Genomic DNA, 24,987 nt, shown 5'->3' on the forward strand with positions numbered 1-24,987 from the left:
GGGCCACCCGGCCACCCGGCCACCCGGCCACCCGGCCACCCGGCCACCCGGCCCACGGTTCAGGCGATGGGGCCCGCCGTGTACTCGGCCAGGTGCTCGGCGGTGAGCGTGGAGCCGGCGGCGACCAGGTCGGCGGGGGTGCCCTCGAACACGACCCGGCCGCCCTCGCGGCCCGCCCCCGGGCCGAGGTCGATGATCCAGTCGGCGTGCGCCATGACCGCGAGGTGGTGCTCGACGACGACGACCGACTTGCCGGAGTCCACGAGCCGGTCGAGGAGGGCGAGGAGCTGCCCCACGTCGGCGAGGTGGAGGCCGGTGGTGGGTTCGTCGAGGACGTAGACACCTCCCGACTCCCCCATGTGGGTGGCCAGCTTCAGTCGCTGGCGCTCTCCGCCGGAGAGGGTGGTCAGGGGCTGGCCCAGGGTGAGGTAGCCGAGGCCGACGTCGTCGAGCCGGGAGAGGACGCGGTGCGCGGCGGGTGTGCGGGCCTCGCCGGCGGCGAAGAAGTCCAGGGCCTGGGACACCGGCATGGCGAGGACCTCGCTGATGTCCTGTCCGCCGAGGCGGTACTCGAGGACGGCCGGCTGGAACCGCTTGCCCTCGCAGTCCTCGCACGGTGTGGCGACGCCCGCCATCATGGCGAGGTCGGTGTAGACGACGCCCGCCCCGTTGCAGCTCGGGCAGGCGCCCTCGGAGTTGGCGCTGAACAGGGCCGGCTTGACCCCGTTGGCCTTGGCGAAGGCCTTGCGGATCGGCTCGAGGAGGCCGGTGTAGGTGGCGGGGTTGCTGCGCCGGGAGCCGCGGATGGGGCTCTGGCCGACGGAGACCACGCCGGCCTCGGCGCCCAAAGGGGTGCCGACCAGGGAGCCGTGGACGAGGGAGCTCTTGCCGGAGCCGGCGACGCCGGTGACGACGGTCAGCACGCCGAGCGGGATGTCGACGTCGACGTCCTGGAGGTTGTGCGCGGCGGCGCCCCGGATCTCGAGGTGGCCGGTGGGGGTGCGCACCTTCTCCTTGAGGAGGGTGCGGTCCTCCAGGTGGCGTCCCGTGACCGTGTCGGAGTCGCGCAGTCCTTCGACGGTGCCCTCGTAACAGACCGTGCCACCCCCGGTGCCCGCGCCGGGGCCGAGGTCGACGACGTGGTCGGCGATCGCGATGGTCTGCGGCTTGTGCTCGACGACGAGGACGGTGTTGCCCTTGTCGCGCAGGCGCAGCAGCAGGTCGTTGACGCGCCGGATGTCGTGGGGGTGCAGGCCGACGGTGGGCTCGTCGAAGACGTAGGTGACGTCGGTGAGGCTGGAGCCGAGGTGGCGGATCATCTTCACCCGCTGGGCCTCGCCGCCGGAGAGACTGCCGGTGGGCCGCTCGAGGGAGAGGTAGCCCAGGCCGATCTCGACGAAGGAGTCGAGGAGGCCGCGCAGGGAGCCGAGCAGGGGCGCCACCGAGGGTTCGTCCAGTTCGCCGATCCAGGCGGCGAGCTCGTCGATCTGCAGGGCGCAGAGGTCGGCGATGTTCCGGCCGCGGATGCGGGAGGAGCGGGCGGCCTCGCTCAGGCGGGTGCCGTCGCATTCGGGGCAGTTCACGAAGGTGACCGCGCGGTCCACGAACTCGCGGATGTGCGGCTGCATCGCCTCGCGGTCCTTGGAGAGGATCGACTTGCGCAGCTTGGGGATGAGCCCCTCGTAGGTGAGGTTGGCGCCCTCGACCTTGACCTTGACGGGCTCGTGGTGGAGGAAGGCCTCCATCTCCTTGTCGGTGAACTCGCGGATGGGCTTGTTCGGGTCCAGGAAGCCGGAGGCGGCGTAGATCCTGACCGTCCACCAGCTGTCGGACTTCCAGCCGGGGATGGTGAAGGCGCCCTCGGCGATCGACTTGGAGTCGTCGTAGAGCTGGGTGAGGTCGATGTCGGAGACCGTGCCGCGGCCCTCGCAGCGGGGGCACATGCCGCCGGTGCGGGTGAAGGTCTGCTTGACGGCCTTGGCGTTGCCGCGTTCGACGGTGATGGCGCCGCTGCCCCGGACGGAGGGCGTGTTGAAGGAGAAGGCGCTGGGAGGCCCGATGTGGGGGTCGCCGAGGCGGCTGAAGAGGATCCGCAGCAGGGCGTTGACGTCGGTGACGGTGCCGACGGTGGAACGGGGGTCGGCGGCGATGCGTTCCTGGTCGACGACGATGGCGGTCGTCAGCCCTTCGAGGACGTCGACGTCGGGGCGGGCGAGGGAGGGCATGAAGCCCTGGACGAACGCGCTGTAGGTCTCGTTGATCAGGCGCTGGGACTCCGAGGCGATGGTCTCGAAGACCAGCGAGCTCTTTCCGGAGCCGGAGACGCCGGTGAAGACGGTGAGCCTGCGCTTGGGGATGTCGACGCTCACGTCGCGGAGGTTGTTGACCCGGGCGCCGTGGACGCGGATCAGGTCATGAGCGGTGCGGGCCGGGGTGTCCGGCCCCCTGTCGCCCTGGGTCTCGGCTGCGGTCACGACGTCCTCCAACGCGGCGTACGGTGCGGCGGGCACGACCGCGTCCGGGCGCACGGGGGCCGGGGCCCCCGTGCTCGCCCCCTGGAGCGGCCACGCGGGCAACACTAGACGTCACCACCGACAACGCCGCCGTTTTCCCTCCGCCCCGTGGTGGACGTCGCGGACGTGCGGGGCGCGACGGCTCGACCGGGGGCCTCGTCCCCCGGGAACCGGCCGTGCCGACCGGCGCCGGCGACGAACCGGGCGGCCCCGTCGACGCCCTCGCGTTCCACGACGGGGACGCCCGCCGCTCCTTCCGCCCGCAGCGCGTCCGCGAGGGGCAGGTCCAGGCCCGCGTAGACGGAGGCCCGGTCGGTCAGCATGCACAGCGAGGGGAACGCGGCGATGGTGGCGGCGAGTTCACGGGCCACCCGGACGGCGTCCCCCGGTTCGGTGACGCGGTTGGCGAGGCCCATGGCGTGGGCCTCCTCGGCGGCGACGGGGCGGCCGGTGAGGATGAGGTCCAGGGCGCGGCCGAGGCCGACGATCCTGGGCAGGCGGGCGGTTCCGCCGTCGATCAGGGGCACTCCCCAGCGTCGGCAGAAGACGCCCATCACGGCGTCGCGTTCGACGACGCGGAGGTCGGCGAGCAGGGCCAGTTCCAGTCCGCCGGCGACGGCGTGCCCGGTGACGGCGGCGATCAGCGGCTTGGTGAGGTGCGTCCGGGTGGGGCCCATGGGGCCCGGCGCCGCCCCGTCCGGGGTGAGCTCGTTGCGGCGGGCGGGGTCGGCGACGGCGGTGAGGTCGGCGCCCGCGCAGAAGGTGCCGCCCGCGCCGGCCAGGACCGCGACCTTCCGTTCCGGGTCGGCCTCGAACTCCTCGAAGACGCGCTCGAGTTCGGTGGCCATGGGCCCGTCCACCGCGTTGCGGCGGTCGGGGCGGTCGAGCCACACGGTGGTGACGGGGCCTTCGGTCTCGACCCGTACGTCGGGCACGGGCACCTCCGGTTCTCGGGGCGGGGGGACGATTCGTGTGACGGGCCGCGTGCGGCTCAGACGTGGAGTTCCGGCGGCAGGCCGGTCCACCGGAGGGGTTCGGGCAGGTGGCGGGTGTCGTTGTACACGAGCAGGGCGGGGGGACGGTCGGGGCTGTAGCGGATGACGGTGAGGGCGGCGTGGGCGTGGTGGAGGCCGATCCAGCGGCCGGGCGGCGCGTCGAGGGCGGCGCGGACGAGCCGGCCGATGAGGAAGTTGTGGGTGATCACCAGTTCGTGGCGGGGTGTGTCCTGGTCGGCCGGGCCGGTGAAGCGGTCGAGGGCGGCGCGGGCGAGCGCCGGGCCGTGCTCGCGCTCCGGGGCCGGGAAGGACGCGAGGAAGGTGAGGATCCTGTCGGCGGAGGCGGGGTGGAGTTCCTCACGGGCGGGGAGGTGGGGGACGTAGTCCCCGGCCGGGTCGCACGGGTGGGCGGGGACGCCGCCGAGCCGCCCGGTGATCAGTGCCGCCGTCTCGGTGGTCCTGGGCAGGGGGCCGTGGTGCACGGCGGCGAGGGGGACGCCGCTGTCCCGCAGGCGGGTGCCGAGGAGGGTGGCCTGGTGACGGCCGCGCTCGGTGAGGGACGCCTCGTCGGCGTCGGCCTCGCCGTGGCGGGTGAGGTAGAGGTAGCGGTCGGACCCGGTGGACAAGTGGTGTCTCCCTGCTGATCGCGGCGGGATCCGGCACCGAACCAGTCTGCACGCGACGGTAGTTGACGGCTCTGGTGTCGGACGCGGAAGCCCGCGTCGCGGTTCCGGGCTGGCGTTCGACCCGTTTCCTCGCTCTCGCCCGCCTCGTTGGGCATGCGTCGAAGAAGCCCGGGCGGACGAGGCTTTGCAGGCGGGCGGCGGGACGAGGGCTGGTGTTCGCCGTCGGGGGCCGGGCCGGTGCAACGGGCCGACGCGCGGTGCCTCCCTCTCCGCCCCTACGAAGGGAAACGCCCCGGTGCGAGTGACCGACATCCAGCGATGCGACGTGCGCCCCGGACTGCTCGTCGAGTGGACGCTCAGTCCGGACACCGTCGAGGCGGCCGCCGGCCTGCCGGAGGACGCGCGTCCCCCGGCGTACGTGCAGGAGTCGCACATCAGGACGGCCCGGTCGGTGCGCGAGGACGGTCTGTTCGTCCCGACCTGGGTCGGAGCGGCGTTCGACGTCCCTGGGATGGTGGACCTGGACGCGCTCCAGCACGCCCTGCACACCTGGACGTCGCGGCACGAGACGCTGCGCAGCGGGTTCCGCTGGGACGGGGGCGCGATGCGCCGGTTCACGCTGGACGCCGAGGCGGTGCGCCTGCGGCGTGAGGTGGTCGGCGAGTTCGGCGACCCGCGGCGGCTGGCCGGCCATCTGCAGGACCGGTTCGACGTGGCCGCGGACGCGCTGGACTGGCCGAACTTCATCTACGCGGCGGTGGTCCGGGAGGACTGCACCAGCGTCTACATGGCCTTCGACCACAGCAACGTGGACGCCTACTCGCTGCACCGCATCCCCGCCGAGGTGCACGAGTTCTACGCGGCGGCCGTGGAGGGCCGGGCGGTGGAGCAGCGGCCCGCGGGCAGTTACGTCGACTTCTGCGAGGCCGAGCGGGCGGACGCGGACCGGGTGGACGACGGTCACGAGATCGTGGCGCGCTGGCGGGAGTTCGTCGCCCGGTGCGACGGGCGGCTGCCCAATTTTCCCGTCGACCTGGGGCTGGAGACGGAGGGCAAGCTGCCCACGCAGAAGCTGATGCAGGACATGCTGGGCGGGGCGGGCGAGGCGGCGGGCTTCGAGGCGTACTGCCGGCCGTTCGGCGGTTCCCTGGTGGGTGTGCTGGCCGCGACGGCGGTGATCGTGCGGGAGATCGCGGGCACGGACGTGTACCGGACGGTGGTGCCCTTCCACACCCGGGCCAAGTCGCAGTGGCAGGACTCCGTGGGCTGGTACGTCGGCGGGGTGCCCATCGAGGTGGACCTGTCGGACGGGGCCGGTTTCGAGGAGGCGCTGCGGCGGGTGCGGGCGGCGTTGCGGGAGAACCGGCGGCTGGCGCGGATGCCGATCGCGCGGGTGCTGCGGCTGCTGGGGGCGGAGTTCCGGCCCACCTCGCCCGACCTGTACTCGATCGTGTCGTTCGTCGACGGGCGCACGGTGCCCGGGTCGGAGCGGTGGGACGAGCTGCACGCGTACGGGCTGCTGAGGGTGTCGTACGGGGACCAGGTGTGCGTGTGGGTGAGCAGGGTGCACGAGGGGTTGCAGTTCGCCGCCCGGTACCCGGACACCGGTCCGGCGCTGCGGAGCATGGAGCGGTACCTGGAGCGGCTGCGGGAGCTCGTCGCGGAGGTCGCCCGTGCGTCGGCCGGCGAACGGGAACCGGGGGCACCGGTGTCGGCCGGGGCGCGGGAACCGGGGGCCCTGGTGTGAGACGGGCGGTGCCCGGATAGGGTGGGGCTCCACCAACTCGTGGCGCAGGAACCCGGTGCGATTCCGGGGCGGTTCCGCCACTGTGACGTTCCCCTCCCCGGGGACGCAGCCAGACACTGGCCACGGGTTGTCCGACCGTCGTACGGGGCGAGAACCCCGAGGGAGGATCACGGCCTTGACCGTGCCTGTTGCCCTGCTGTCCACGTCCGACACCGATCTGCTCTCCGCGCGGGCCAGTGGCGCCGCGTACGCGTGGGCGAATCCGTCCCGGGCCTCCGACGAGGAACTCGCCGCCGCCGTGGAGGGTGCCGCCCTCGTGGTGGTGCGGCTGCTCGGCTCCCCGCACGACCTGTGGCCGGGGCTGGCCGCGGTCCGGGAGCGGGGGACGCCGCTGGTGGTGCTCGGCGGCGAGCTCCAGCCGAGCGCCGAGCTGATGGAGCACTCGACCGTCCCGGTGGGGGTGGCCGCCGACGCGCACCGCTACCTGGCGGAGGGCGGCCCGGCCAACCTGCGGCGGCTGCACGCCTTCCTCTCCGACACCGTGCTGCTGACCGGTGAGGGCTTCGAGCCGCCGGAGGCCGTGCCGCTGTGGGGGTTCGCCGAGCGGGCGCCGCGCGACCCGTCGCTCCCCCGGGTGGGGATCCTCTACTACCGGGCGCACGAGGCCGGCGGGAACGCGACGTTCGCGCACGACCTGGCGGACGCGGTGGACGCCACCGGTCTCGCGGTGGGCGTGCCGGTGTTCGCGGGGTCGCTGCGGTCGGCGCCGGACGAGCTGTACGCGGCGCTCGGCGGGTTCGACGCGCTGGTGGTGACCGTGCTGGCGGCCGGTGGCAGCGTCCCGGCGTCGGCGGGTGCCGGGGGCGACGACGAGGCGTGGGACGTGGAGCGGATGGCCGCTCTGGACGTCCCGGTGCTGCAGGGGCTCTGCCTGACGAGTTCGCGGGCCGAGTGGGAGGCGTCGGAGGACGGCGTCACGCCGCTGGACTCGGCCAGCCAGATCGCCATCCCGGAGTTCGACGGGCGGATCATCACCGTGCCGTTCTCCTTCAAGGAGATCGACCGGGACGGGCTGCCCCGCTACGTCGCGGACCCCGAGCGGTGCGCCCGGCTGGCGGGGATCGCGGTCAACCACGCCCGGCTGCGGCACGTCCCGAACGGGGACAAGCGGATCGCGGTGGTGCTGTCGGCGTATCCGACCAAGCACTCCCGGATCGGCAACGCCGTCGGTCTGGACACGCCCCGCTCCGCGGTCCGGCTGCTGCGCCGGCTGCGGGAGGAGGGCTACGACCTGGGCGCCCCCGGTGAACTGCCCGGGCTGGACCTGCCGGACGACCAGGAGGCCGGCGACGCGCTGATCCACGCGGTGATCGCGGCGGGCGGGCAGGACGAGGAGTGGCTGACCTCCGGGCAGCTCACCGACGCCCACGTGCGGATCACCGCCGACCAGTACGCGGCATGGACGGCGGACCTCCCGCAGGGGCTGCGGGAGGCGATGGCCGAGGCGTGGGGTCCCGCCCCGGGCCGGCTCTTCGTCAACGAGGCCGGGGAGATCGTGCTGGCCGCGCTGCGCGCGGGCAACGTGGTGGTGCTGGTGCAGCCGCCGCGCGGCTTCGGGGAGAACCCGGTGGCGATCTACCACGACCCGTCGCTGCCGCCGAGCCACCACTACCTGGCCGCCTACCGCTGGCTGGAGAACGGTTTCGGCGCGCACGCGCTCGTCCACCTGGGCAAGCACGGTTCGCTGGAGTGGCTGCCGGGCAAGAACGCCGCGCTGTCGGCGGAGTGCGCCACCGACGCGGCGCTCGGCTCGCTGCCGCTGGTCTACCCGTTCCTGGTGAACGACCCGGGCGAGGGCGCGCAGGCCAAGCGGCGGGCGCACGCCACCGTCGTCGACCACCTGATCCCGCCGATGGCACGCGCCGAGTCCTACGGCGACATCGCGCGCCTGGAGCAGCTGCTGGACGAGCACGCGAACATCGCGTCGATGGACCCGGCGAAGCTGCCGGCGGTCCGGGGCGAGATCTGGTCGCTGATGCGCGCCGCCGAGATGCACCGGGACCTCGGGCTCGAACAGCGCCCGGACGACGAGGAGTTCGACGACTTCCTGCTCCATGTCGACGGCTGGCTGTGCGAGATCAAGGACGCGCAGATCCGGGACGGTCTCCATGTGCTGGGCGAGGCCCCGGAGGGCGAGGCGCGGGTCAACCTGGTGCTGGCGATCCTGCGGGCCGCCCAGGTGTGGGGCGGGGTCGGCGGGGCGGTGCCCGGGCTGCGGAAGGCGCTGGGCCTGAAGGACGACGAGCGGCTGGAGTCGGTCGACGGCGTGGAGGCGCGTGCGCGCGAGCTGGTGGAGCGGATGGAGGCCGCCGGCTGGAGCCCCGGGGCGGCCGCCGCGCTGCACGACGATCCCGAGGTGCGGCGGGTGCTGGAGTTCGCCGCCGAGCAGGTGGTGCCGCGGCTGGCGCGGACGACGGAGGAGCTGGACCATGTGGTCCACGCGCTGGCCGGCGGGTACGTGCCCGCGGGCCCCTCGGGGTCGCCGCTGCGCGGCCTGGTGAACGTGCTGCCGACCGGGCGGAACTTCTACACCGTCGACCCCCGGGCGGTGCCTTCGCGGCTGGCCTGGCAGACCGGTCAGGCGATGGCCCGGTCGCTGGTGGAGCGGCACCTCCAAGACACCGGGGAGTATCCGAGGTCGGTCGGCCTGTCGGTGTGGGGGACGTCGGCGATGCGGACCTCCGGCGACGACGTCGCGGAGGTGCTGGCGCTGCTGGGCGTGCGGCCCGAGTGGGACGAGGCGTCCCGGCGGGTGTCGCGGCTGGAGGTGGTGCCGCCGGAGGAGCTGGGCCGCCCCCGGATCGACGTGACGGTGCGGATCTCGGGCTTCTTCCGGGACGCCTTCCCGCACGTGGTGGCGATGCTGGACGACGCGGTGCGGATGGTCGCCGCGCTCGACGAGCCCGACGACGCGAACTACGTGCGGGCGCACGCCCGGGCCGACCTCGCGGAGCACGGGGACGAACGCCGCGCCACCACGCGGATCTTCGGCTCCAAGCCCGGTTCCTACGGCGCGGGCATCCTGCAGCTGGTGGAGTCCGGCAGCTGGCGTGACGACCGCGACCTGGCCGAGGTGTACACGGCGTGGGGCGGGTTCGCGTACGGACGCGGTCTCGACGGCGTGCCGGCGGCGGACGACATGCGCGCCAACTACCGGCGGATCAAGGTGGCGGCGAAGAACATCGACAGCGCCGAGCACGACATCGCGGACTCCGACGACTACTTCCAGTACCACGGCGGCATGATCGCCACCGTGCGCGCGCTGACCGGCGCGGACCCGAAGGCGTACGTGGGCGACTCCACCACGCCGGACGCGGTGCGCACCCGCACGCTGGCCGAGGAGACCGCCCGGGTCTTCCGGGCGCGCGTGGTCAACCCGCGGTGGATCGCGGCGATGCGCCGGCACGGCTACAAGGGTGCCTTCGAGCTGGCGGCGACGGTGGACTACCTCTTCGGCTTCGACGCCACGGCCGGCGTGGTGCACGACTGGATGTACGAGAAGCTGGCCGCCGAGTACGTGCTGGACGAGGAGACGCAGGAGTTCCTGCGGCGCTCCAACCCGTGGGCGCTGCACGGCATCGTGGAGCGGCTGCACGAGGCGGCGGAGCGCGGCCTGTGGGCCGAGCCCGACCCCGCGACGCTGCAGGCGATGTCCGAGGTCTACCTGGAGGTCGAGGGCGAGCTGGAGGAGCGGTCCGAGTGAGCGTGGCGGTGCGGGTGCGGATCCTCGGCATCGGCATGGGGCCGCGGCACCTGACGGCCGAGGTCGTGGAGGCGCTGCGGGACTGCGACTACGCGGTGGCGGCCCGCAAGTCCGAGGAGGACGGGCTGCTGGAGCTGCGGCGCGCGGTGTGCGCGGCGCACGGCGTGGAGCTGGTGGAGGTGCCCGACCCGGAGCGGGACCGCCGGGACCCGAAGGACTATCCGGGGGCGGTGGCCGCCTGGCACGAGGCCCGGGTGGCCGCCTACGAGCGGGTGCTGGCCGCCCGGGGCGGCACGGCGGCGTTCCTGGTGTGGGGCGATCCGGCGCTGTACGACTCGACGGTGCGGATCGTGGAGCGGATCGCCGAGCGGGCCGTGGTGCCGGTGGAGTACGACGTGCTGCCGGGGGTGAGCGCGCCTCAACTGCTGGCGGCGCGGCACCGGATGGTGCTGCACGAGGTGGGCCGGCCGGTGCAGGTGACCACCGCCCGGCGGCTGGCCGAGGCGGTCGCCGCCGGGCAGGAGAACATCGTGGTGATGCTCGGGTCCGAGCCGCGGTTCGAGGGTCTGGAGGACTGGCGGGTCTGGTGGGGCGCCAATCTCGGCACGGAGAGCGAGGAGTTGGCGGCCGGCCGGGTCGGCGAGGTGCTGCCGGAGATCGTGCGGGCGCGGGCCCGGGCCCGGGAGGCCGCCGGTTGGGTGATGGACGTGTGTCTGCTGAGGAAGGGCGCGGCGCGATGAGCGGGCTGCTGGTCGCGGGGACCACCTCGGACGCCGGGAAGTCCGTGGTGACGACGGCGCTGTGCCGGGCGTTCGCGCGGCGCGGGCTGCGGGTGGCGCCGTACAAGGCGCAGAACATGTCGAACAACTCGATGGTCTGCCTCGGCCGGGACGGCGTGGCGGCGGAGATCGGGCGTGCCCAGTGGGTGCAGGCGCTGGCGGCGCGCGCGGTGCCGGAGCCGGAGATGAATCCGGTGCTGCTGAAGCCGGGCACGGACCGGCGCAGTCATGTGGTGCTGATGGGGCAGCCGGCCGGGGCGGTGTCCTCGGCGAACTGGGAGGCGGGGCGCCGTCATCTGGCCGAGGCGGCGCACGCCGCCTACGACGACCTGTCCGCCCGGTACGACGTGGTCGTGGCCGAGGGCGCGGGGAGCCCGGCGGAGATCAATCTGCGGGCGGGCGATTACGTCAACATGGGGCTGGCCCGGCACGCCGGGCTGCCCGTGGTGGTGGTCGGTGACATCGACCGGGGCGGGGTGTTCGCCTCGATGTACGGCACGGTGGGGCTGCTGGAGGCGGCCGACCAGGCGCTGGTCGCCGGGTTCGTGGTGAACAAGTTCCGTGGTGACGTGGGGCTGCTGAGGCCGGGGCTGGAGGATCTGGAGCGGATCACCGGGCGGCGGGTGTTCGGTGTGCTGCCGTGGGACCCGGGGCTGTGGCTGGACTCGGAGGACGCCCTGGACCTGGCGGGCCGGCGGGCCCGCGGGGACGCCGTGCGCCGGGTGGCGGTGGTGCGGCTGCCGCGGATCAGCAACTTCACGGACGTGGACGCGCTCGGTCTGGAGCCGGACCTCGACGTGGTGTTCGCCTCGGACCCGCGGGACCTGTCGGACGCGGACCTGGTGGTACTGCCGGGGACCCGGTCGACGCTGGCCGACCTGGAGTGGCTGCGGGCGCGGGGACTGGACCGGGCCGTGGTGGACCACGCGCGGCGGGGACGCCCGGTGCTGGGGATCTGCGGGGGGTTCCAGATGCTGGGGCGGACCGTCCGCGACCCGGACGGGGTCGAGGCCGGGCCGGGGGCCTTCGCGGAAGGGCTGGGACTGCTCGACGTGCGCACGGACTTCGCGGTGGACAAGACGCTGCGGCTGCCCGAGGGCTCGGCGCTCGGCGCACCGGCGTCCGGGTACGAGATCCACCACGGGCGGATCACGGTGGGTGGCGGGGCCGAGGAGTTCCTGGGCGGGGCCCGGTCGGGCACCGTGTTCGGGACGATGTGGCACGGCAGCCTGGAGGGCGACGCGTTCCGGGAGGCGTTCCTCGCCGCGACGCTGGATCTCGCGCCGTCGGGCGTGCGGTTCGGGGAGGCCCGCGAGGCGCGCGTCGAGCGGCTGGGGGACCTGGCGGAGAAGTACCTGGACGTGGACGCGCTGGAGGCGCTGGCGCGGGACGGGGCGCCGCGGGGGCTGCCCCTGCTGCCACCCGGAGGTGTGCGGTGAGGCTGCTGTTGCTGGGCGGGACGTCGGAGGCGCGTGAGCTGGCGGCGCTGCTGGTGGACGCGGGGGTGGACGTGACGTCCTCGCTGGCGGGACGGGTGGCACGGCCCCGGCTGCCGGTGGGCAAGGTGCGGATCGGCGGGTTCGGCGGGGTGCCGGGGCTGCTGGCCGCGCTGGACGGCTTCGACGCCGTGGTGGACGCCACCCATCCGTTCGCCCGCGGGATGACCGCCAACGCGGTTGCCGCGTGCGGGAGTTCAAGGGTGCCGTTGCTGCGGCTGGAGCGCCCGGGCTGGGACCCGGACCCGGCGTGGACGTACGCCGGCTCGCACGAGGAGGCCGCCGAGGTCGCCGCCCGGCTGGGGAGGCGCCCGTTCGTGACGGTGGGGCGGCAGGAGCTGGCGCGGTTCGTCCCGGCCCTGCGGACCTCGGCGGTGCTGGCGCGTGTCGTCGACGTGCCGGAGCTCGAACTTCCGGCCGCCTGGCGGCTGGTGACGAGCCGGGGGCCGTACTCCCTCGCGGGCGAACGGGAGTTGTTCCGCGAGCACGCCGTGGACGTGCTGGTGACCAAGGACTCCGGCGGGACCTACACCTGGCCCAAGATGGCGGCGGCCCGCGAACTCGGGGTGCCGGTGGTGCTCGTGCGGCGGCCCGCCGACGGGTACGGCGTACCGGTGGTGCACGACGTGGCCGAGGCGTTCGCCTGGGTACGCGAGGCGGCTCGCGCTACGGCGGGCGGGACGGCTCCCTGGACGACGGCGGACGGTCAGCCCGTCTCCGGGGCGGGTACCGCGTAGCCCGGGAGGGACGGCCAGCGCACGGTGAGCACCACCGACTCCTCCTCCGCCACCCAGGAGTGGTCGACGCCCTCGCCCCAGACGACGTAGTCCCCCTGCCGTTCCAGCACCACGCTGCGGCCGGGGAACTCCACGCGGAAGCGACCGCTGACGAGGACCTGCAGGGCGGTGCGGCGCTCGCCGCGCACCCATTGCGCGCGGGTGTCGCCCTTGGGGTGGACACCCCATTTGATCTCCACGGCCTCGCTGTGCCGCGGGTCGCCCGCGTCCTTGAAGTGCCCGAGCAGCCAGCCCCGGTCCAGGGCCGCGTCCTGGCCGGCGTTGCCGACGTACACGCTGTCGTCCATGGGCCCGGACCCTAACAGCCGCGCGCCCCGGACCTGCGGCGCAAGGCCGCGGCGCCCGCGGCGGCGGTGATCGCGGCGGCCAGGCAGACCCGGCGTGCCAGGGCGGTGGCGCGGGGGATGTCGGCGGGTACGGGCTGCGGCCCGTCGCCCATCACGGCGCGGTGTTCGGTGCGGGCGCCGTACCGGTTGGTGCCGCCGAGGCGGATGCCGAGGGCGCCGGCGAACGACGCCTCCACGACACCCGCGTTGGGGCTGGGGTGCGCGGCGGCGTCCCGGCGCCAGGCGCGCAGGGGCGCTGCCGGACCGGCTGGGGAGGTGACGGCGGTGAGGATGCCGGCGAGACGGGAGCCGGGGAGGTTCAGGAGGTCGTCCAGGCGGGCGGAGGCCCAGCCGAAGCGCTCGTGGCGCGGGGTGCGGTGGCCGACCATGGCGTCGAGGGTGTTGGCCGCACGGTAGCCGAGCAGGCCGGGCACTCCCGCGACGGCGCCCCAGACGAGCGGGGCGACCACGGCGTCGGAGGTGTTCTCGGCGACCGACTCCACCACGGCGCGGGCGATCTGGGCGTCGTCCAGGGTGGTGGTGTCCCTTCCCACCAGGGAGCGCAGCCGGGTGCGGGCCGCGGGCAGGTCGGGAGCGGCGAGGCGGGTGTGGACGGCCGTGGCCTCGCGTTCCAGGGAGCGGCCGCCGAGGACGGCCCAGGTGGCGGCGGCGGTGACGGCCAGGTGCGCCGCGGGGTGCCGGGCGGCGGCCCGCTCCACGGCGACGCCCAGGGCGGCGGCGCCGCCGACCAGCAGGGCCGTGTAGGCGGTCCCGCGGGCACGGGAGTCGGCGTGCAGCCTCTCCTCCAGCGCGGCGGCGACGGTGCCGAAGCCGGCCACCGGGTGGAGGCGGCGCGGGTCGCCGAGGAGCCGGTCGGCCAGGTGACCGAGCAGGAGACCGGCGGCCCGGGTGTTCAGGCGCGAGGGGCGCATGCCCGTACCTCCGCGAGGGCGTCGAGGAAACGGCGGGTGGTCTCCGGCGGGCGGACCGCCAGGCGGATCCACGACGGGTCGAGTCCGGGGAAGGTGTCGGCGCGCCGGGCGGCGACGCCGTGAGCGCGGAGCAGGCCGTGCACCCCCTCCCCCGGGCGCGCCAGCACGAAGGGCGCGGCGGACGGCACGAACGGGACGCCGGCGTCGGCGAGGCCGTCCTGGAGGTACTCCCGCCAGGAGGTCAGCAGGCGGGCGCGCGTGTCGGCCTCCGGCAGGGCCTGCGGGGCCGTACAGGCGACGGTGGCGGCGACGGCCGGGGAGGACAGCGCCCACGGGGTCTGGGCCCGGGCGAGCTCCCCCACGACGGCCGGGTCGCCGACGACGTAGCCGGCGCGGATGCCGGGGATCGACCAGTGCTTGGTGAGGCTGCGGATGACGAGCAGTCCCTCCGAGCGGTCGTCGGCCAGGGATTCCGGCTCGCCGGGGACGGCGTCCATGAACGCCTCGTCGACGACGACCAGCCGGCCGCGGCGGCGCAGGGCCCGCACGGCGGCCGCCGGGTGGAGGACGCCGGTCGGGTTGGTGGGGTTGCCGACGACCACCAGGTCGGCGTCCTCGGGCACGGCGGCCGGGTCGAGGGCGAAGCCGTCGGCGTCCCGGCACAGCACGGTGGTGACGGTGTGTCCGGCCTGTTCCAGGGCGGCGTGGGGCTCGGTGAACTGCGGGTGGACGACGACCGGGCGCCGCCAGGGCCGCAGCCGGGCGACCAGGGTGAAGGCCTCGGCCGCCCCCGCGGTGGGCAGCGCCTCGGCCGGGGGCCGCCCGTGGCGCCGTGCGACGGCCCGGCGGGCGGGTTCCGGGTCGGGGTACGCGGCGGCCTCGGCGATGCCGGCGCGCAGGGCGCGCTCGAGCCAGTCGGGGCGCTCGCCGGAGTAGACGTTGACGGCGAGGTCCAGGAGTCCGTCACGGGCCTCCACGTCACCGTGGTGCCGCAACGGGTCCGCCACGGGGGTCGCGAGGGCGCCCGCGGGTGCCGCAGGCGCCGCCCGGCCGCCCGGGGATACCGCCAGACCGCTCGCGGATGCCACGGGCGCCGCCGGGCTGCCCACGGATGCCTCGGGCGCCGCCAGGTTGCCCGCGGACACCACGGGCGCCGCCAGGCCGCCCACAGGTGCAGCGAGGCCGCCACCAGGTGCCGCAGGCGCCGCCAGGCTGCCCGCAGGCGCCGCCGGGCTGCCCGCGGACGCCGCCAGGCCGCCCACAGGTGCAGCGAGGCCGCCACCAGGTGCCGCAGGCGCCGCCAGGCTGCCCGCAGGCGCCGCCAGGCTGCCCGCAGGCGCCGCGAGGCCGCGGCTGGGTGCCGCGAGGCCGCCCTCGGGGGTCGCGGGCGCCACGACTGCCGCCGTTGCCTCGCCTGCCCCCGGCGCCGGCGTGGACGCCGGGGCGGACACCTGCGCCGGGGCGGACACGAGGGCCGCGGCGGACCGCGGCCCCGGGACGGGTGCCGCCGCGGTCCCGGTCGCCGCTGCGGCGAACCGCTGCGCGAGGCGGGGGTGACCGGCCCAGTGGACGTGCAGGTAGGAGGCGTGCAAGGACGGTGAGGCGAAGCCCTCGGGCAGACCGTCGATCTCCCAGGCGGGGGTGGCGGCCGAGGCGGCGGGCGCGGTGACGGTCCGGTGGAACTCGTGCCCGGTGACCCGCTCCCCCGCCCGGGTGAGGAGGGTGTCGCCGGGCGAGAGGGCCCGCGGGTAGCGGAGGGTGAGGCGTTCGGCCATCCGGGCGTGGGCGGGGACGGCGCCGGCCATGGCGGTGTCGTCCAGGGTCTCCGCGAGGTAGAGCAGCCCGGCGCATTCGGCGACGGTCGGCACCCCGGCCCGGACGGCCTCGCGGATCTCGGCCATCAGCGGTCGGTTGGCGGCGAGTTCCGCGGCGTAGACCTCGGGGAAGCCGCCCCCGAGGTAGAGGCCCCGGGTGCCGGAGGGCAGGGCGGTGTCGGTGAGCGGGTCGAAGGGCACGACCTCGCAGCCCGCCGCGGTGAGGAGTTCGTCGGTCTCGGCGTACCGGAACGTGAACGCGCGGCCGCCCGCGACGGCGACGACGGGGCGGGCGGCCCCGGCCGGGGCGGTCACCTCGTCGGCCGGGTTCCAGGCGCGGGCGTCGAGCGGCGGCGCGCTGCGGGCGAGGGCGAGGATCGCGTCCAGGTCGACCTGGCGGCCGATGCTTTCGCCGAGGCGTCGCACGGCCTCGGCGGAGTCGGCGCGTTCCGAGGCGGGGACCAGGCCGAGGTGCCGGGAGGGGGCGGCGATCCCCTCGTCGCGGTGGACGACGCCGAGCACGGGCAGTCGCAGCGCCCGGCGTATCTCGGCGACGTTGCGCCGGGAGCCGGCCTTGTTGAGGATGACGCCGACGACCTCCACGGACAGGTCGTAGGCGGCCATGCCCTCGACGATCGCGGCGGCCGAGCGGGACATGCGGGAGATGTCGACGACCAGGACGACGGGGGTCCGGGTGAGGGCGGCGACATGGGCGGTGGAGGCGAAGCCGTCGCCGCCGATCCGTCCGTCGTGCAGGCCCATCACGCCTTCGACGACCGCGAGGTCGGCGCCCCGGGCGCCGTGGAGGAGGAGCGGCGCGACCCGTTCCTCGCCGACGAGGTGGGGGTCGAGGTTGCGGCCGGGGCGGCCGGTGGCGAGGGCGTGGTAGCCGGGGTCGATGTAGTCGGGGCCGGTCTTGTGGCCGCTGACGGTGTGCCCGGCGTCGCGCAGGGCGGCCATCAGGCCGGTGGCGACGGTGGTCTTGCCCTGTCCGGTCATCGGTGCGGCGATCATGATCCGCGGCAGGCGCCCGTCCGGTGTGTCCCGCGGCCCGGTCGGGTCGGGGGTCACCATTCGATGCCTCGCTGGCCCTTCTGGCCCGCGTCCATGGGGTGCTTGATCTTGGTCATCTCGGTGACGAGGTCGGCCACCTCGAGCAGTTCGGGGGCGGCGCGGCGGCCGGTGACGACCACGTGCTGGCGGCCCGGACGTTCGCGCAGGGCGGTGACGACGTCCTCGACGTCGATCCAGCCCCAGGCGATGGGGTAGGTGAACTCGTCGAGGACCAGCAGGTCGTACGTCTGGTCGGCGAGGCGGCGCTTGATCTCGGCCCAGCCCTCGGCGGCGGCCGCGGCGTGGTCCTCGCCGTCGCCCTGCTTGCGGGTCCAGGACCAGCCGGAGCCCATCTTGTGCCAGTCGACGGGGCCGCCCTCGCCGGTCTCCTCGTGGAGCCGGCCGAGGCGTTCGAGGACGGTCTGCTCGCCGATGCGCCACTTGGCGGACTTGACGAACTGGAAGACCCCGATGCGCCAGCCCTGGTTCCAGCCGCGCAGGGCGAGGCCGAAGGCGGCGGTCGACTTGCCCTTGCCGTCGCCGGTGTGGACGACGAGGAGGGGCTTGTTGCGGCGCTGGCGGGTGGTGAGGCCGTCGTCGGGGACGGTGGTGGGCTGTCCCTGGGGCATCAGGCGGCCCTCTCTCGGACGGCGGTGCTCAGCGCGGCGGCGCTGACCTCGCGGACGGGCAGGTGGTCGGCGTGCAGGCGGGCGGCCAGGTGCGCGGCGAGGCCGAGGCGCATCGGCCCGGACTCGCTGTCGACGACGACGGTGCTGACGCCGAGCGAGGCGACCTGGTCGGCGGCGTGCAGGGAGCGGGCGACGGCGTCCTTGCCCCCGGTGGCGCGGCCGTCGGTGACCACGACCAGCAGGGGGCGCAGCCGTGGGTCGCGGCGGCGTTCGCGGGCGACGACGCGGGCGGCCTCGAGCAGGCCCTCGGCGAGCGGGGTCCGGCCGCCGGCCGGGAGGTCGTCCAGGCGGGCCGCGGCGATGTCGACGGAGTGGGTGGGAGGGAGGGCGAGTTCGGCGGCGGTGCCGCGGAAGGTGATCAGGCCGACCTTGTCGCGGCGGCGGTAGGCGTCCAGGAGCAGGGACAGCACGGCGGTCTTGACCTGCACCATGCGCCTGCGCGCGGCCATGGAGCCGGAGGCGTCGACGCAGAACAGGACCAGGTTGGCCTCGCGCCCCTCACGGACGGCCGTGCGCAGGTCCTCGGGGCGCAGGCGCAGGCGGCCGCCGGGCCGCGTCGTCGCGGTGCGGGCGGAGGCGGCGCGCACGGTCTCCACGAGGTGGAGGGGTCCGCGGGCGTGCCGGCCGGGCCGGGCGGTGCCGACGCGGCGGCCGCGGGTGCCGATGGCGCGGCTCCGGCGGCCGTCGGTGCCCTCGCCGGTGCCGCGGACGGTGAGGAGGCGGGGGCGGTAGGGGGCGGTGGCCTGGACGGTGGTGGTCCGGCCGTCGGCCTTCGGCCCCGTGTCGCCGGGCTTCCCGCCGTCGGGGGTGGCGGGCGTGTCGGTGGGGGCGGTGCCGTCCGTGCCGGAGGTGTCGGCCGCGACGGCGGTGTAGGCCGCGGCGCCGGCGGAGGTGGGCCGGTCGTCCCGGCCCGGCCGGTGGCCGGTGTCCTCCTGGTGGGGGCCGCCGGGGTCCTCCCCCGCTGCCGGGTCGTCGCCGGGGGCGTCGTCCTGCGGGCCGTCCTGGTCGGGGCCGTCGTCCTGTCCGTCCGGTCCCCCGCCCTCCGGCGGGGTGGGCGGGTCCGGGGGGAGTTCGTCGTCGCCGAGGATCCGGTCGAGCAGGTCCTCGTCGAGCCCGGGCGCGTCGAAGGGGTTGCGGCGCCTGCGGTGCGGCAGGGCGAGCCGGGCGGCGCGGCGGATGTCGGCGCGGGTGACGGTGGTCCGCCCGGCCCACGCGGCGTGGGCGACGGCGGTGCGGGCGGTGACGATGTCGGCGCGCAGACCGTCGACGTCGAACGCGGCGCATATCTCGGCGATCTTGCCGAGGGCGGCGTCCGACAGGGTGACCCGGGACAGCCGTTCGCGGGCGGCGGCGACACGGGCGGCCAGGGCCTGCTCCGCCGGCCGGTGGCGGGCGGTGAAGGCGGCGGGGTCGGCGTCGTAGGCCATCCGGCGGCGCACCACCTCGGCGCGGGCCGCGGGGTCGCGGGGCGCGGCGACCTCGACGGTGAGGCCGAACCGGTCGAGGAGCTGGGGGCGGAGTTCGCCCTCCTCCGGGTTCATGGTGCCGATGAGCAGGAACCGGGCGGCGTGCTCCATGGAGAACCCGTCGCGTTCGACGGTGACCCGGCCGGTGGCGGCGGCGTCGAGGAGCAGGTCGACCAGGTGGTCGGGCAGGAGGTTGACCTCGTCGGCGTAGAGGATGCCGCGGTGGGCGCGGGCCAGCAGGCCGGGTTCGTAGGCCACCTTGCCGTGCGAGAGGGCCTGTTCGAGGTGGAGGGAGCCGAGGACGCGGTCCTCGGTGGCGCCGACGGGGAGTTCCACCAGGCGGACCGGGCGGCTCTCCAGGGGCGTGCCGGGGTCGAAGGGGCCGTCCGGGGAGTCGTCGTCCGGGTCCGCGGGGTCGGTGGAGAACCGGTCCTGGGGGTGGACGCCGACGGGCGGCAGCAGGGCGGCGAGCGCGCGGGCCGCGGTGGACTTGGCGGTGCCCTTCTCGCCGCGGACCAGGACGCCGCCGATGGCGGGTGAGATGCCGGTCAGGACCAGGGAGAGGCCGAGGTCGTCGAGTTCGGCGGCGTCGCAGCCGACGATCGCGGAAAAGGGGTAGTGCGAACGCACCAATGGCATGTGAGGCTCCCGCTCGTTTCGCCATCCGTAAAGGGCGGGCGCGAGGCCGGTCTTCGGACTTGCCGAGTCCTCGTGAGCGAGGCTCGGTTCACCGCAGCGGGCCTGTGCCGGATTCTCACCGGGCTTCCCAGATTCTCCCCGTGGACCGTCCTCACCGTTTCCGATGGCTGGGCCGTAGGGGCACCTCGTGCCTGTGATCGACCACGATAGCGTCAGGGGTATGACGATCGGCACGCCCCCTCCCCTTCTTCCCGAAATCGCGGCCCCCCGGGTCACCGTCGTCGGCGTGGCCGCCGACGGTTGGGCCTCGCTGCCCGAGCGGTTGCGGCGGGTGGTGCTGGGGGCGGACGTGGTGCTGGGCGGGCGGCGGCACCTGGCGATGCTGCCGGAGGTCGCGGGGCAGCGCCGGGAGGCGTGGCCCTCGCCGCTGCGGGAGGGGCTGCCGGCCCTGCTGGAGTCCGTCGGCGGGGCGCGGGTGGTGGCGCTGGCCTCCGGCGACCCGCTGGTGTCGGGGATCGGCACGACGCTCCTGGACCTGCTGGGGGTCGGGGCGGTGCGGGTCGAACCCGCGGTGTCCTCGGTGGCGTTGGCGCGGGCCCGGATGGGCTGGCCGTCGGAGCGGTGCGCCGTGGTGACACTGGTCGGCCGTGATCCGCGGTTGCTGCTGCGGGAGTTGGCGCCCGGTCACCGGGTGCTGGTGCTGTCCTCGGACGCGCGGACGCCGGACGCGGTGGCGGCGCTGCTGGCGGGCGCGGGGTACGGGGCGACCGTGATGACGGTGCTCGGTGATCTGGGCGCGGCGACGGAGTCCCGGCTGGCGGCCACGGCGGACGGCTGGCTGGCGTCACCTCCCCAGGACGTGCCCGAACTGCACGTGCTGGCGCTGGAGTTGGCGGGGCCGCCGGCCTACGGCCTGGTCGCGGGGCTGCCGGACGACGCGTTCGAGAACGACGGGCAGCTCACCAGGCGTGATCTGCGGGCCTCGGCGCTGGCCCGGCTGGCGCCCGCGCCGGGGCAGCACCTGTGGGACGTGGGCGCGGGGGCGGGCTCGGTGGGGATCGAGTGGATGCGGGCGCACCCGTCCTGCCGCACCACGGCCGTGGAGGCGAACGCCGGGCGGGCGGAGCGGGTGGCGCGGAACGCGGGCCGGCTGGGCGTGCCGGGGCTGCGGGTGGTGACCGGGCGGGCGCCGGACGCGCTGGCCGGGCTGCCGGCTCCGGACGCGGTGTTCGTGGGCGGCGGGGCGACCCGGCCGGGCGTCCTGGAGGCATGTCTCGGGGCGCTTGGGCCGGGCGGCCGGCTGGTGGTGCACGGGGTGACGCTGGAGACCGAGGCGATGCTGGCGGACGCCTACCGCCGCCACGGCGGGGAGTTGACCCGCCTGGCGGTGGAGACGACGGCGCCGATCGGCTCGTTCACCGGGTGGACGCCGTCGCGGACGGTCACCCAGTGGAGCCTGACGGTGGGCTGAGGCGGGGGCGGGCGGGGTCGTAGAGGAACGATTCCCCGCCGGGGGCCGGGTCGAGTGCCCGGCCCACCAGGATGACCGCGGCCTGCCGCAGCCCGGCCTCCTCGACGGCGTCGGCGATGCCGGCGACGGTGCCGCGGAGCACCGACTCCTGCGGCTGGCTCGCCCGGTGCACGACGACGACGGGGCAGTCGGGGCCGTACTCGGGCTCGATCTCCGCCATCAGGTCGCGGATCCGGGTGATGGCGAGGTGGAGCACCAGGGTGGCGCGGGTGGCGGCGAACGCGGCGAGCGACTCGGCGCCGGGCATCGGCGTGGACCGGGCCCGGGTGCGGGTGAGGACCACCGACTGGGCCAGCAGCGGCACGGTCAGCTCCCGCCCCACCACGGCGGCCGCGGCGGCGTAGGCGGGCACGCCGGGGGTGACGTCCCAGGGCACGCCCTGCGCGTCGAGGCGGCGGGTCTGTTCGGCGAGCGCCGAGTAGAGCGAGGGGTCGCCGGAGGTCAGCCGCACGACCTGCTCCCCCGCCCGGTGGGCGGTGACCAGGTGCTCGGTGATGCGGTCGAGGTCGAGCCGCTGGGTGTCCACCAGCCGGGCGCCCGGGGCGCAGTGGTCGAGGACCTTCGGGTCGAGGTAGGTGCCCGGGTAGAGGACGGTGCCGGCCTCGGCGAGCAGGCGCACGGCGCGGACGGTGAGCAGGTCGGCCGCTCCGGGGCCGGCGCCGACGAAGTGGACGGTCACGGCTTCACCCACCGCGGGGTCCAGACGCGGCCGGTCGCCGAGACGCGGGTGCCGGAGGCGCCGACGATGAGCAGGCACCGCATGTCGATGGTGGCCGGGTCGAGTTCGCCGAGCGTGGTGACGGTCAGTTCCTCGCCGGCGCGTCCGACGTCGCGTCCCACCACGACCACGGTCTCCGGCTTGCGGTGTTCGAGCAGGACGCGGCGGGCGGTGGCGATCTGCTCGGTCCTCGACCGGGAGGCCGGGTTGTAGACGGCCAGCACCAGGTCGGCCTCGGCGACGGCGCGCAGCCGGCGTTCGACGACCTCCCAGGGCTTGAGCCGGTCGGAGAGGCTCATGACGGCGAAGTCGCCGCCGATCGGCGCGCCGGCCCGGGCGGCGACGGCCTGGACGGCGCTGACGCCGGGCAGCACGCGCACCGGGACTTCCCGGTAGGCGGGGTCCTCGGCGGCCTCCAGGACGGCGGTGGCCATGCCGAAGACGCCGGCGTCGCCGCCGGAGACCACGGCGACCCGCTCGCCGTTCCTCGCCAGCTCCAGTGCCGCGCGGGCGCGGTCGATCTCGACGGTGTTGCCGGAGGCGTGCCGGGTCAGTCCGGGGCGCTGCGGCACCCGGTCGACGTAGGGGCCGTAGCCGACGACGTGGTCCACCTCGGCCAGCGCCGCGGTGGCCTCGGGGGTCAGCCATGCCTCGGGGCCGGGGCCGAGTCCGACGACCAGGAGTTCGGCGGCGGGCACGGCGGTGCGGGCCGCCGCCGCTTCCGGGGCCCGGTCCTCCGCGCGGGTCGCGGCCGTGTCCTGTTCGCCGGGCCGCCGTGAGCGGGTGCCGTTGCGGCTGTCGCCGGTGACGAGGATCAGGGAGAAGTACGGGACGGTGTCCGGGTCGACCTCGGCGACGGGCAGCCGGCGTTCGCCCTCCATGGAGGCGCGCTCCACGTACACGGCGTGCTCCAGCCGTCCGGCCGCCTCCAGGGCGCGGCGGACGGCGGGGAAGGTGCGGCCCAGCTTCATCACCACGGCGGCGTCGGTGTCGGCGAGGCGGCGGGCGAGTTCGGGTTCGGGCAGGGTGCCGGGGAGGACGGTGAGCACGTCGGTCTGCCGGACCAGCGGCGCGGCGGCGACCGCGGTCGCCGCGGCGAACGCGGGGACACCGGGCACGATCTCGGTCTCGTACCGCTCCGAGAGCCGGTCGTGCATGTACATGTACGACCCGTAGAAGAGGGGGTCGCCCTCGGAGAGGAGTACGACGTCGCGTCCGGCGTCGAGGTGGGCGGCGAGCCGGGCGGCGGACTCCTCGTAGAAGTCGGCCAGGGCGCCCGCGTAGCCCCCGGGGTGGTCGGTGACGCCGGTGGTGACCGGGTAGACCAGCCGCTCCTCGACGGCGGTGGGGGGTATCAGCGAGGCGGCGATCCGCCGGGCGTTGGACTCCTTGCGGACGCCGGCGTGGTAGGCGACGACGTCGGCGGAGCCGATCAGCCGGGCGGCCTTGAGCGTGATCAGTTCGGGGTCTCCGGGGCCGACGCCGACACCGTGGAAACGTCCGGTCACTCCTCCTCCTTGGCGAGTGCGTTGAGGGCCGACGACGTCATGGCGGATCCGCCGCGGCGGCCGTGGACGGTGACGTACGGGATGTCGATGCCGTGCCGGTCGGCGAGTTCGGTGAGGGCCTGCTTGGACTCGGCGGCGCCGATGAAGCCGACCGGGCAGCCGACGATCGCCGCGGGCCGGGGTGCGCCGTCGATCAGCATCTCCAGCAGGTGGAACAGGGCGGTGGGCGCGTTGCCGACGGCGACGACCGCGCCCTCCATCAGCGGCTCCCACAGGGAGACCGCCGCGGCGGTGCGGGTGGTGTGCCAGCGGCGCGCGAGGTCCGGTACGCGGTCGTCGCCGAGGAGGCAGACGACATCGTTGTCGGCGGGGAGGCGGCCGCGGGTGACGCCGGTGGCGACCATGGTGACGTCGCAGAGGATCGGGGCGCCCGCCCGCAGGGCGCCGCGGGCGGCGCCGACCAGGCCGGGGTGGATCACCAGGTCGTCGGCCAGGTCGACCTGTCCGGCGCCGTGGATCATCCGCACGGCGAGGCGTTCGGCCTCGGCGGGGATGTGGTCCAGGCGGGCCTCGCGGCGGATGGTGGCGAAGGAGTCGACGTAGATGGCCGGCCCGTCGGCGATGTAGTCGTAGTGGCGGTCGGGTCGGCGGGGCGCCGGGGTACCGGCGCCGGTGGTGGTGGTCATGCGGCGGCTCCCGGGACGATCACTCCGCGCCAGGGGGTGACGGTGAGTTCGCCCGCGCCGGCGGCGCGGGCCTCGTCGGCCAGTTCGGCGACGAGCTGCGGGGACATGCCCGCGTCGGTGACGAGCACGTGGCGGCCGCCCTCGGGGAGGGGGCCCGGTGGCAGAGGTGGCGCGGGGCTGGGCAGTCCTGGGTCCGGGGGCACGGGCTCCGTGAGGGGGACGTCCAGCTCGACGACGTGCCAGGGCGCCGTGGGTCCGATCCCCCGGGCGTCCACGAAGTCCCGGGCGAGGCCGGTGAGGGCGGCGGCCGCCCCGGTCAGCGGGACGACCGGTCCCCAGGTGTCGCCGACCCGCAGCTGTGCGCCGCCGGCGTCGAGGGCGACCAGACCGAGGTCGCAGGGGCGGGTCGTCAGGTCGCCGCGGCCGTCGTCCAGGACGAAGAGGAAGCGGGCGGGCAGCCCGGCGAGGGCCGGGTCGGCGCAGAGCAGCCGGTCGAGTTCCGCGGCCACCGGTCGCAGGTCGGCGCGGCCGCCGGTCACTCCGGTGCGGGGCGAGACCATGATGTTCCTCACCAGTTCGTGGGTGCGTGAGGGCAGCAGGCCGGTCTCCTCGATGGCGGCCAGGACGGCGGTGCCGAGGCGGCCCTGGTGGCCGGGCAGGGCGCGGATCTGCAGGTTGGCGCGTCCGGTGACGTGGACCCGGCCGTCGCCGTGGCGTTGCGCGACGGCCGAGAGAGCGGTGAGGGAGTCGGTGGGGAGGCGGCCGCCGACGAGGCGGAGACGGACCAGGAGGCCGTCGTCGGCCGGCCAGGGGCGGAGCACGCCCGGGCAGCGGTCGCGCCGTGCACGGCGTGCGGAGCTGAACGCGGAATCCATCGGGGACACACGAGTCCTTCGAGGTCAGGGACCC

Annotated in this window: 18 protein-coding genes and 2 riboswitches; of the genes, 6 read left to right on the forward strand and 12 right to left on the reverse strand. The window is 75.5% G+C overall.

Annotated elements, in window-relative coordinates:
* Positions 1–59 precede the first annotated feature (59 nt).
* From ACWD3O_RS23735 to ACWD3O_RS23745, 3 genes are all read right to left on the reverse strand, one after another.
* Positions 60–2,474: an ATP-binding cassette domain-containing protein gene (locus tag ACWD3O_RS23735; protein ID WP_451417272.1), complete on the reverse strand. Its 2,415-nt coding sequence runs from the start codon at positions 2,472–2,474 to the stop codon at positions 60–62.
* A 104-nt stretch (positions 2,475–2,578) separates the two neighbouring features.
* Positions 2,579–3,448 carry a crotonase/enoyl-CoA hydratase family protein gene (locus tag ACWD3O_RS23740; protein ID WP_451417273.1) on the reverse strand — a complete coding sequence of 290 codons (870 nt, stop codon included), beginning with the start codon at positions 3,446–3,448 and terminating at the stop codon, positions 2,579–2,581.
* A 56-nt stretch (positions 3,449–3,504) separates the two neighbouring features.
* Positions 3,505–4,134, reverse strand: a complete 630-nt coding sequence (locus ACWD3O_RS23745; RefSeq protein ID WP_451417274.1) for a histidine phosphatase family protein — start codon at positions 4,132–4,134, stop codon at positions 3,505–3,507.
* Between the two features lie 295 nt (positions 4,135–4,429).
* Between ACWD3O_RS23745 and ACWD3O_RS23750 the strand changes: the two genes are divergently transcribed.
* The 5 genes from ACWD3O_RS23750 (at position 4,430) to ACWD3O_RS23770 (ending at position 12,656) form a co-directional block, all read left to right on the forward strand.
* The gene (locus ACWD3O_RS23750; protein WP_451417275.1) at positions 4,430–5,881 is read left to right on the forward strand and encodes a condensation domain-containing protein; all 1,452 of its coding nucleotides are present in this window, start codon (positions 4,430–4,432) and stop codon (positions 5,879–5,881) included.
* Positions 5,882–5,888: 7 nt separating this feature from the next.
* A riboswitch (cobalamin riboswitch) is annotated at positions 5,889–6,020 on the forward strand.
* Between the two features lie 42 nt (positions 6,021–6,062).
* Positions 6,063–9,644, forward strand: coding sequence for a cobaltochelatase subunit CobN (gene cobN, locus ACWD3O_RS23755; RefSeq protein WP_451417318.1), 3,582 nt, complete (start codon positions 6,063–6,065; stop codon positions 9,642–9,644).
* Complete coding sequence (gene cobF, locus ACWD3O_RS23760; RefSeq protein ID WP_451417276.1) at positions 9,641–10,384, forward strand: precorrin-6A synthase (deacetylating); 744 nt, start codon at positions 9,641–9,643, stop codon at positions 10,382–10,384. Before cobN ends, cobF begins: the two co-directional genes overlap by 4 nt.
* Positions 10,381–11,862: a cobyric acid synthase gene (locus ACWD3O_RS23765; RefSeq protein ID WP_451417277.1), complete on the forward strand. Its 1,482-nt coding sequence runs from the start codon at positions 10,381–10,383 to the stop codon at positions 11,860–11,862. Before cobF ends, ACWD3O_RS23765 begins: the two co-directional genes overlap by 4 nt.
* Positions 11,859–12,656: a cobalt-precorrin-6A reductase gene (locus tag ACWD3O_RS23770; protein WP_451417278.1), complete on the forward strand. Its 798-nt coding sequence runs from the start codon at positions 11,859–11,861 to the stop codon at positions 12,654–12,656. Before ACWD3O_RS23765 ends, ACWD3O_RS23770 begins: the two co-directional genes overlap by 4 nt.
* On the opposite strand, the gene ACWD3O_RS23775 is transcribed toward ACWD3O_RS23770, so the two are convergent.
* From ACWD3O_RS23775 to ACWD3O_RS23795, 5 genes are read right to left on the reverse strand one after another with little or no spacing between them, the layout of a single operon-like run.
* Positions 12,626–13,003, reverse strand: coding sequence for a signal peptidase I (locus ACWD3O_RS23775; RefSeq protein WP_451410196.1), 378 nt, complete (start codon positions 13,001–13,003; stop codon positions 12,626–12,628). The genes ACWD3O_RS23770 and ACWD3O_RS23775 overlap by 31 nt on opposite strands.
* Before the next feature lie 11 nt (positions 13,004–13,014).
* A complete protein-coding gene (locus ACWD3O_RS23780) occupies positions 13,015–13,974 on the reverse strand; it encodes a cobalamin biosynthesis protein (RefSeq protein ID WP_451417279.1) in 960 nt (319 codons plus the stop codon).
* A complete protein-coding gene (locus ACWD3O_RS23785) occupies positions 13,956–16,862 on the reverse strand; it encodes a cobyrinate a,c-diamide synthase (protein ID WP_451417280.1) in 2,907 nt (968 codons plus the stop codon). Before ACWD3O_RS23785 ends, ACWD3O_RS23780 begins: the two co-directional genes overlap by 19 nt.
* Positions 16,856–17,470: a cob(I)yrinic acid a,c-diamide adenosyltransferase gene (gene cobO / locus ACWD3O_RS23790; protein WP_451410193.1), complete on the reverse strand. Its 615-nt coding sequence runs from the start codon at positions 17,468–17,470 to the stop codon at positions 16,856–16,858. The genes ACWD3O_RS23785 and cobO overlap by 7 nt, the downstream gene beginning before the upstream one ends.
* The gene (locus ACWD3O_RS23795) at positions 17,470–19,635 is read right to left on the reverse strand and encodes a VWA domain-containing protein (RefSeq protein ID WP_451417281.1); all 2,166 of its coding nucleotides are present in this window, start codon (positions 19,633–19,635) and stop codon (positions 17,470–17,472) included. The genes cobO and ACWD3O_RS23795 overlap by 1 nt, the downstream gene beginning before the upstream one ends.
* Positions 19,636–19,662: 27 nt before the next feature.
* A riboswitch (cobalamin riboswitch) is annotated at positions 19,663–19,796 on the reverse strand.
* Positions 19,797–19,855: 59 nt separating this feature from the next.
* On the opposite strand from ACWD3O_RS23795, the gene cbiE reads away from it, so the two are divergent.
* Positions 19,856–21,106: a precorrin-6y C5,15-methyltransferase (decarboxylating) subunit CbiE gene (gene cbiE, locus ACWD3O_RS23800; RefSeq protein ID WP_451410191.1), complete on the forward strand. Its 1,251-nt coding sequence runs from the start codon at positions 19,856–19,858 to the stop codon at positions 21,104–21,106.
* On the opposite strand, the gene ACWD3O_RS23805 is transcribed toward cbiE, so the two are convergent.
* The 4 genes from ACWD3O_RS23805 to ACWD3O_RS23820 are packed head-to-tail and all read right to left on the reverse strand — an operon-like array spanning position 21,078 to position 24,953.
* A complete protein-coding gene (locus ACWD3O_RS23805) occupies positions 21,078–21,845 on the reverse strand; it encodes a cobalt-precorrin-4/precorrin-4 C(11)-methyltransferase (RefSeq protein ID WP_451417319.1) in 768 nt (255 codons plus the stop codon). The two genes, cbiE and ACWD3O_RS23805, sit on opposite strands and share 29 nt — an antisense overlap.
* Positions 21,842–23,392, reverse strand: coding sequence for a precorrin-2 C(20)-methyltransferase (locus tag ACWD3O_RS23810; RefSeq protein ID WP_451417282.1), 1,551 nt, complete (start codon positions 23,390–23,392; stop codon positions 21,842–21,844). The genes ACWD3O_RS23805 and ACWD3O_RS23810 overlap by 4 nt, the downstream gene beginning before the upstream one ends.
* A complete protein-coding gene (locus ACWD3O_RS23815) occupies positions 23,389–24,078 on the reverse strand; it encodes a precorrin-8X methylmutase (RefSeq protein WP_451417283.1) in 690 nt (229 codons plus the stop codon). Before ACWD3O_RS23815 ends, ACWD3O_RS23810 begins: the two co-directional genes overlap by 4 nt.
* The gene (locus ACWD3O_RS23820; RefSeq protein ID WP_451417284.1) at positions 24,075–24,953 is read right to left on the reverse strand and encodes a hypothetical protein; all 879 of its coding nucleotides are present in this window, start codon (positions 24,951–24,953) and stop codon (positions 24,075–24,077) included. Before ACWD3O_RS23820 ends, ACWD3O_RS23815 begins: the two co-directional genes overlap by 4 nt.
* Positions 24,954–24,987: the final 34 nt, after the last annotated feature.

The sequence above is a fragment of the Streptomyces sp. NPDC002640 genome (assembly GCF_053592575.1).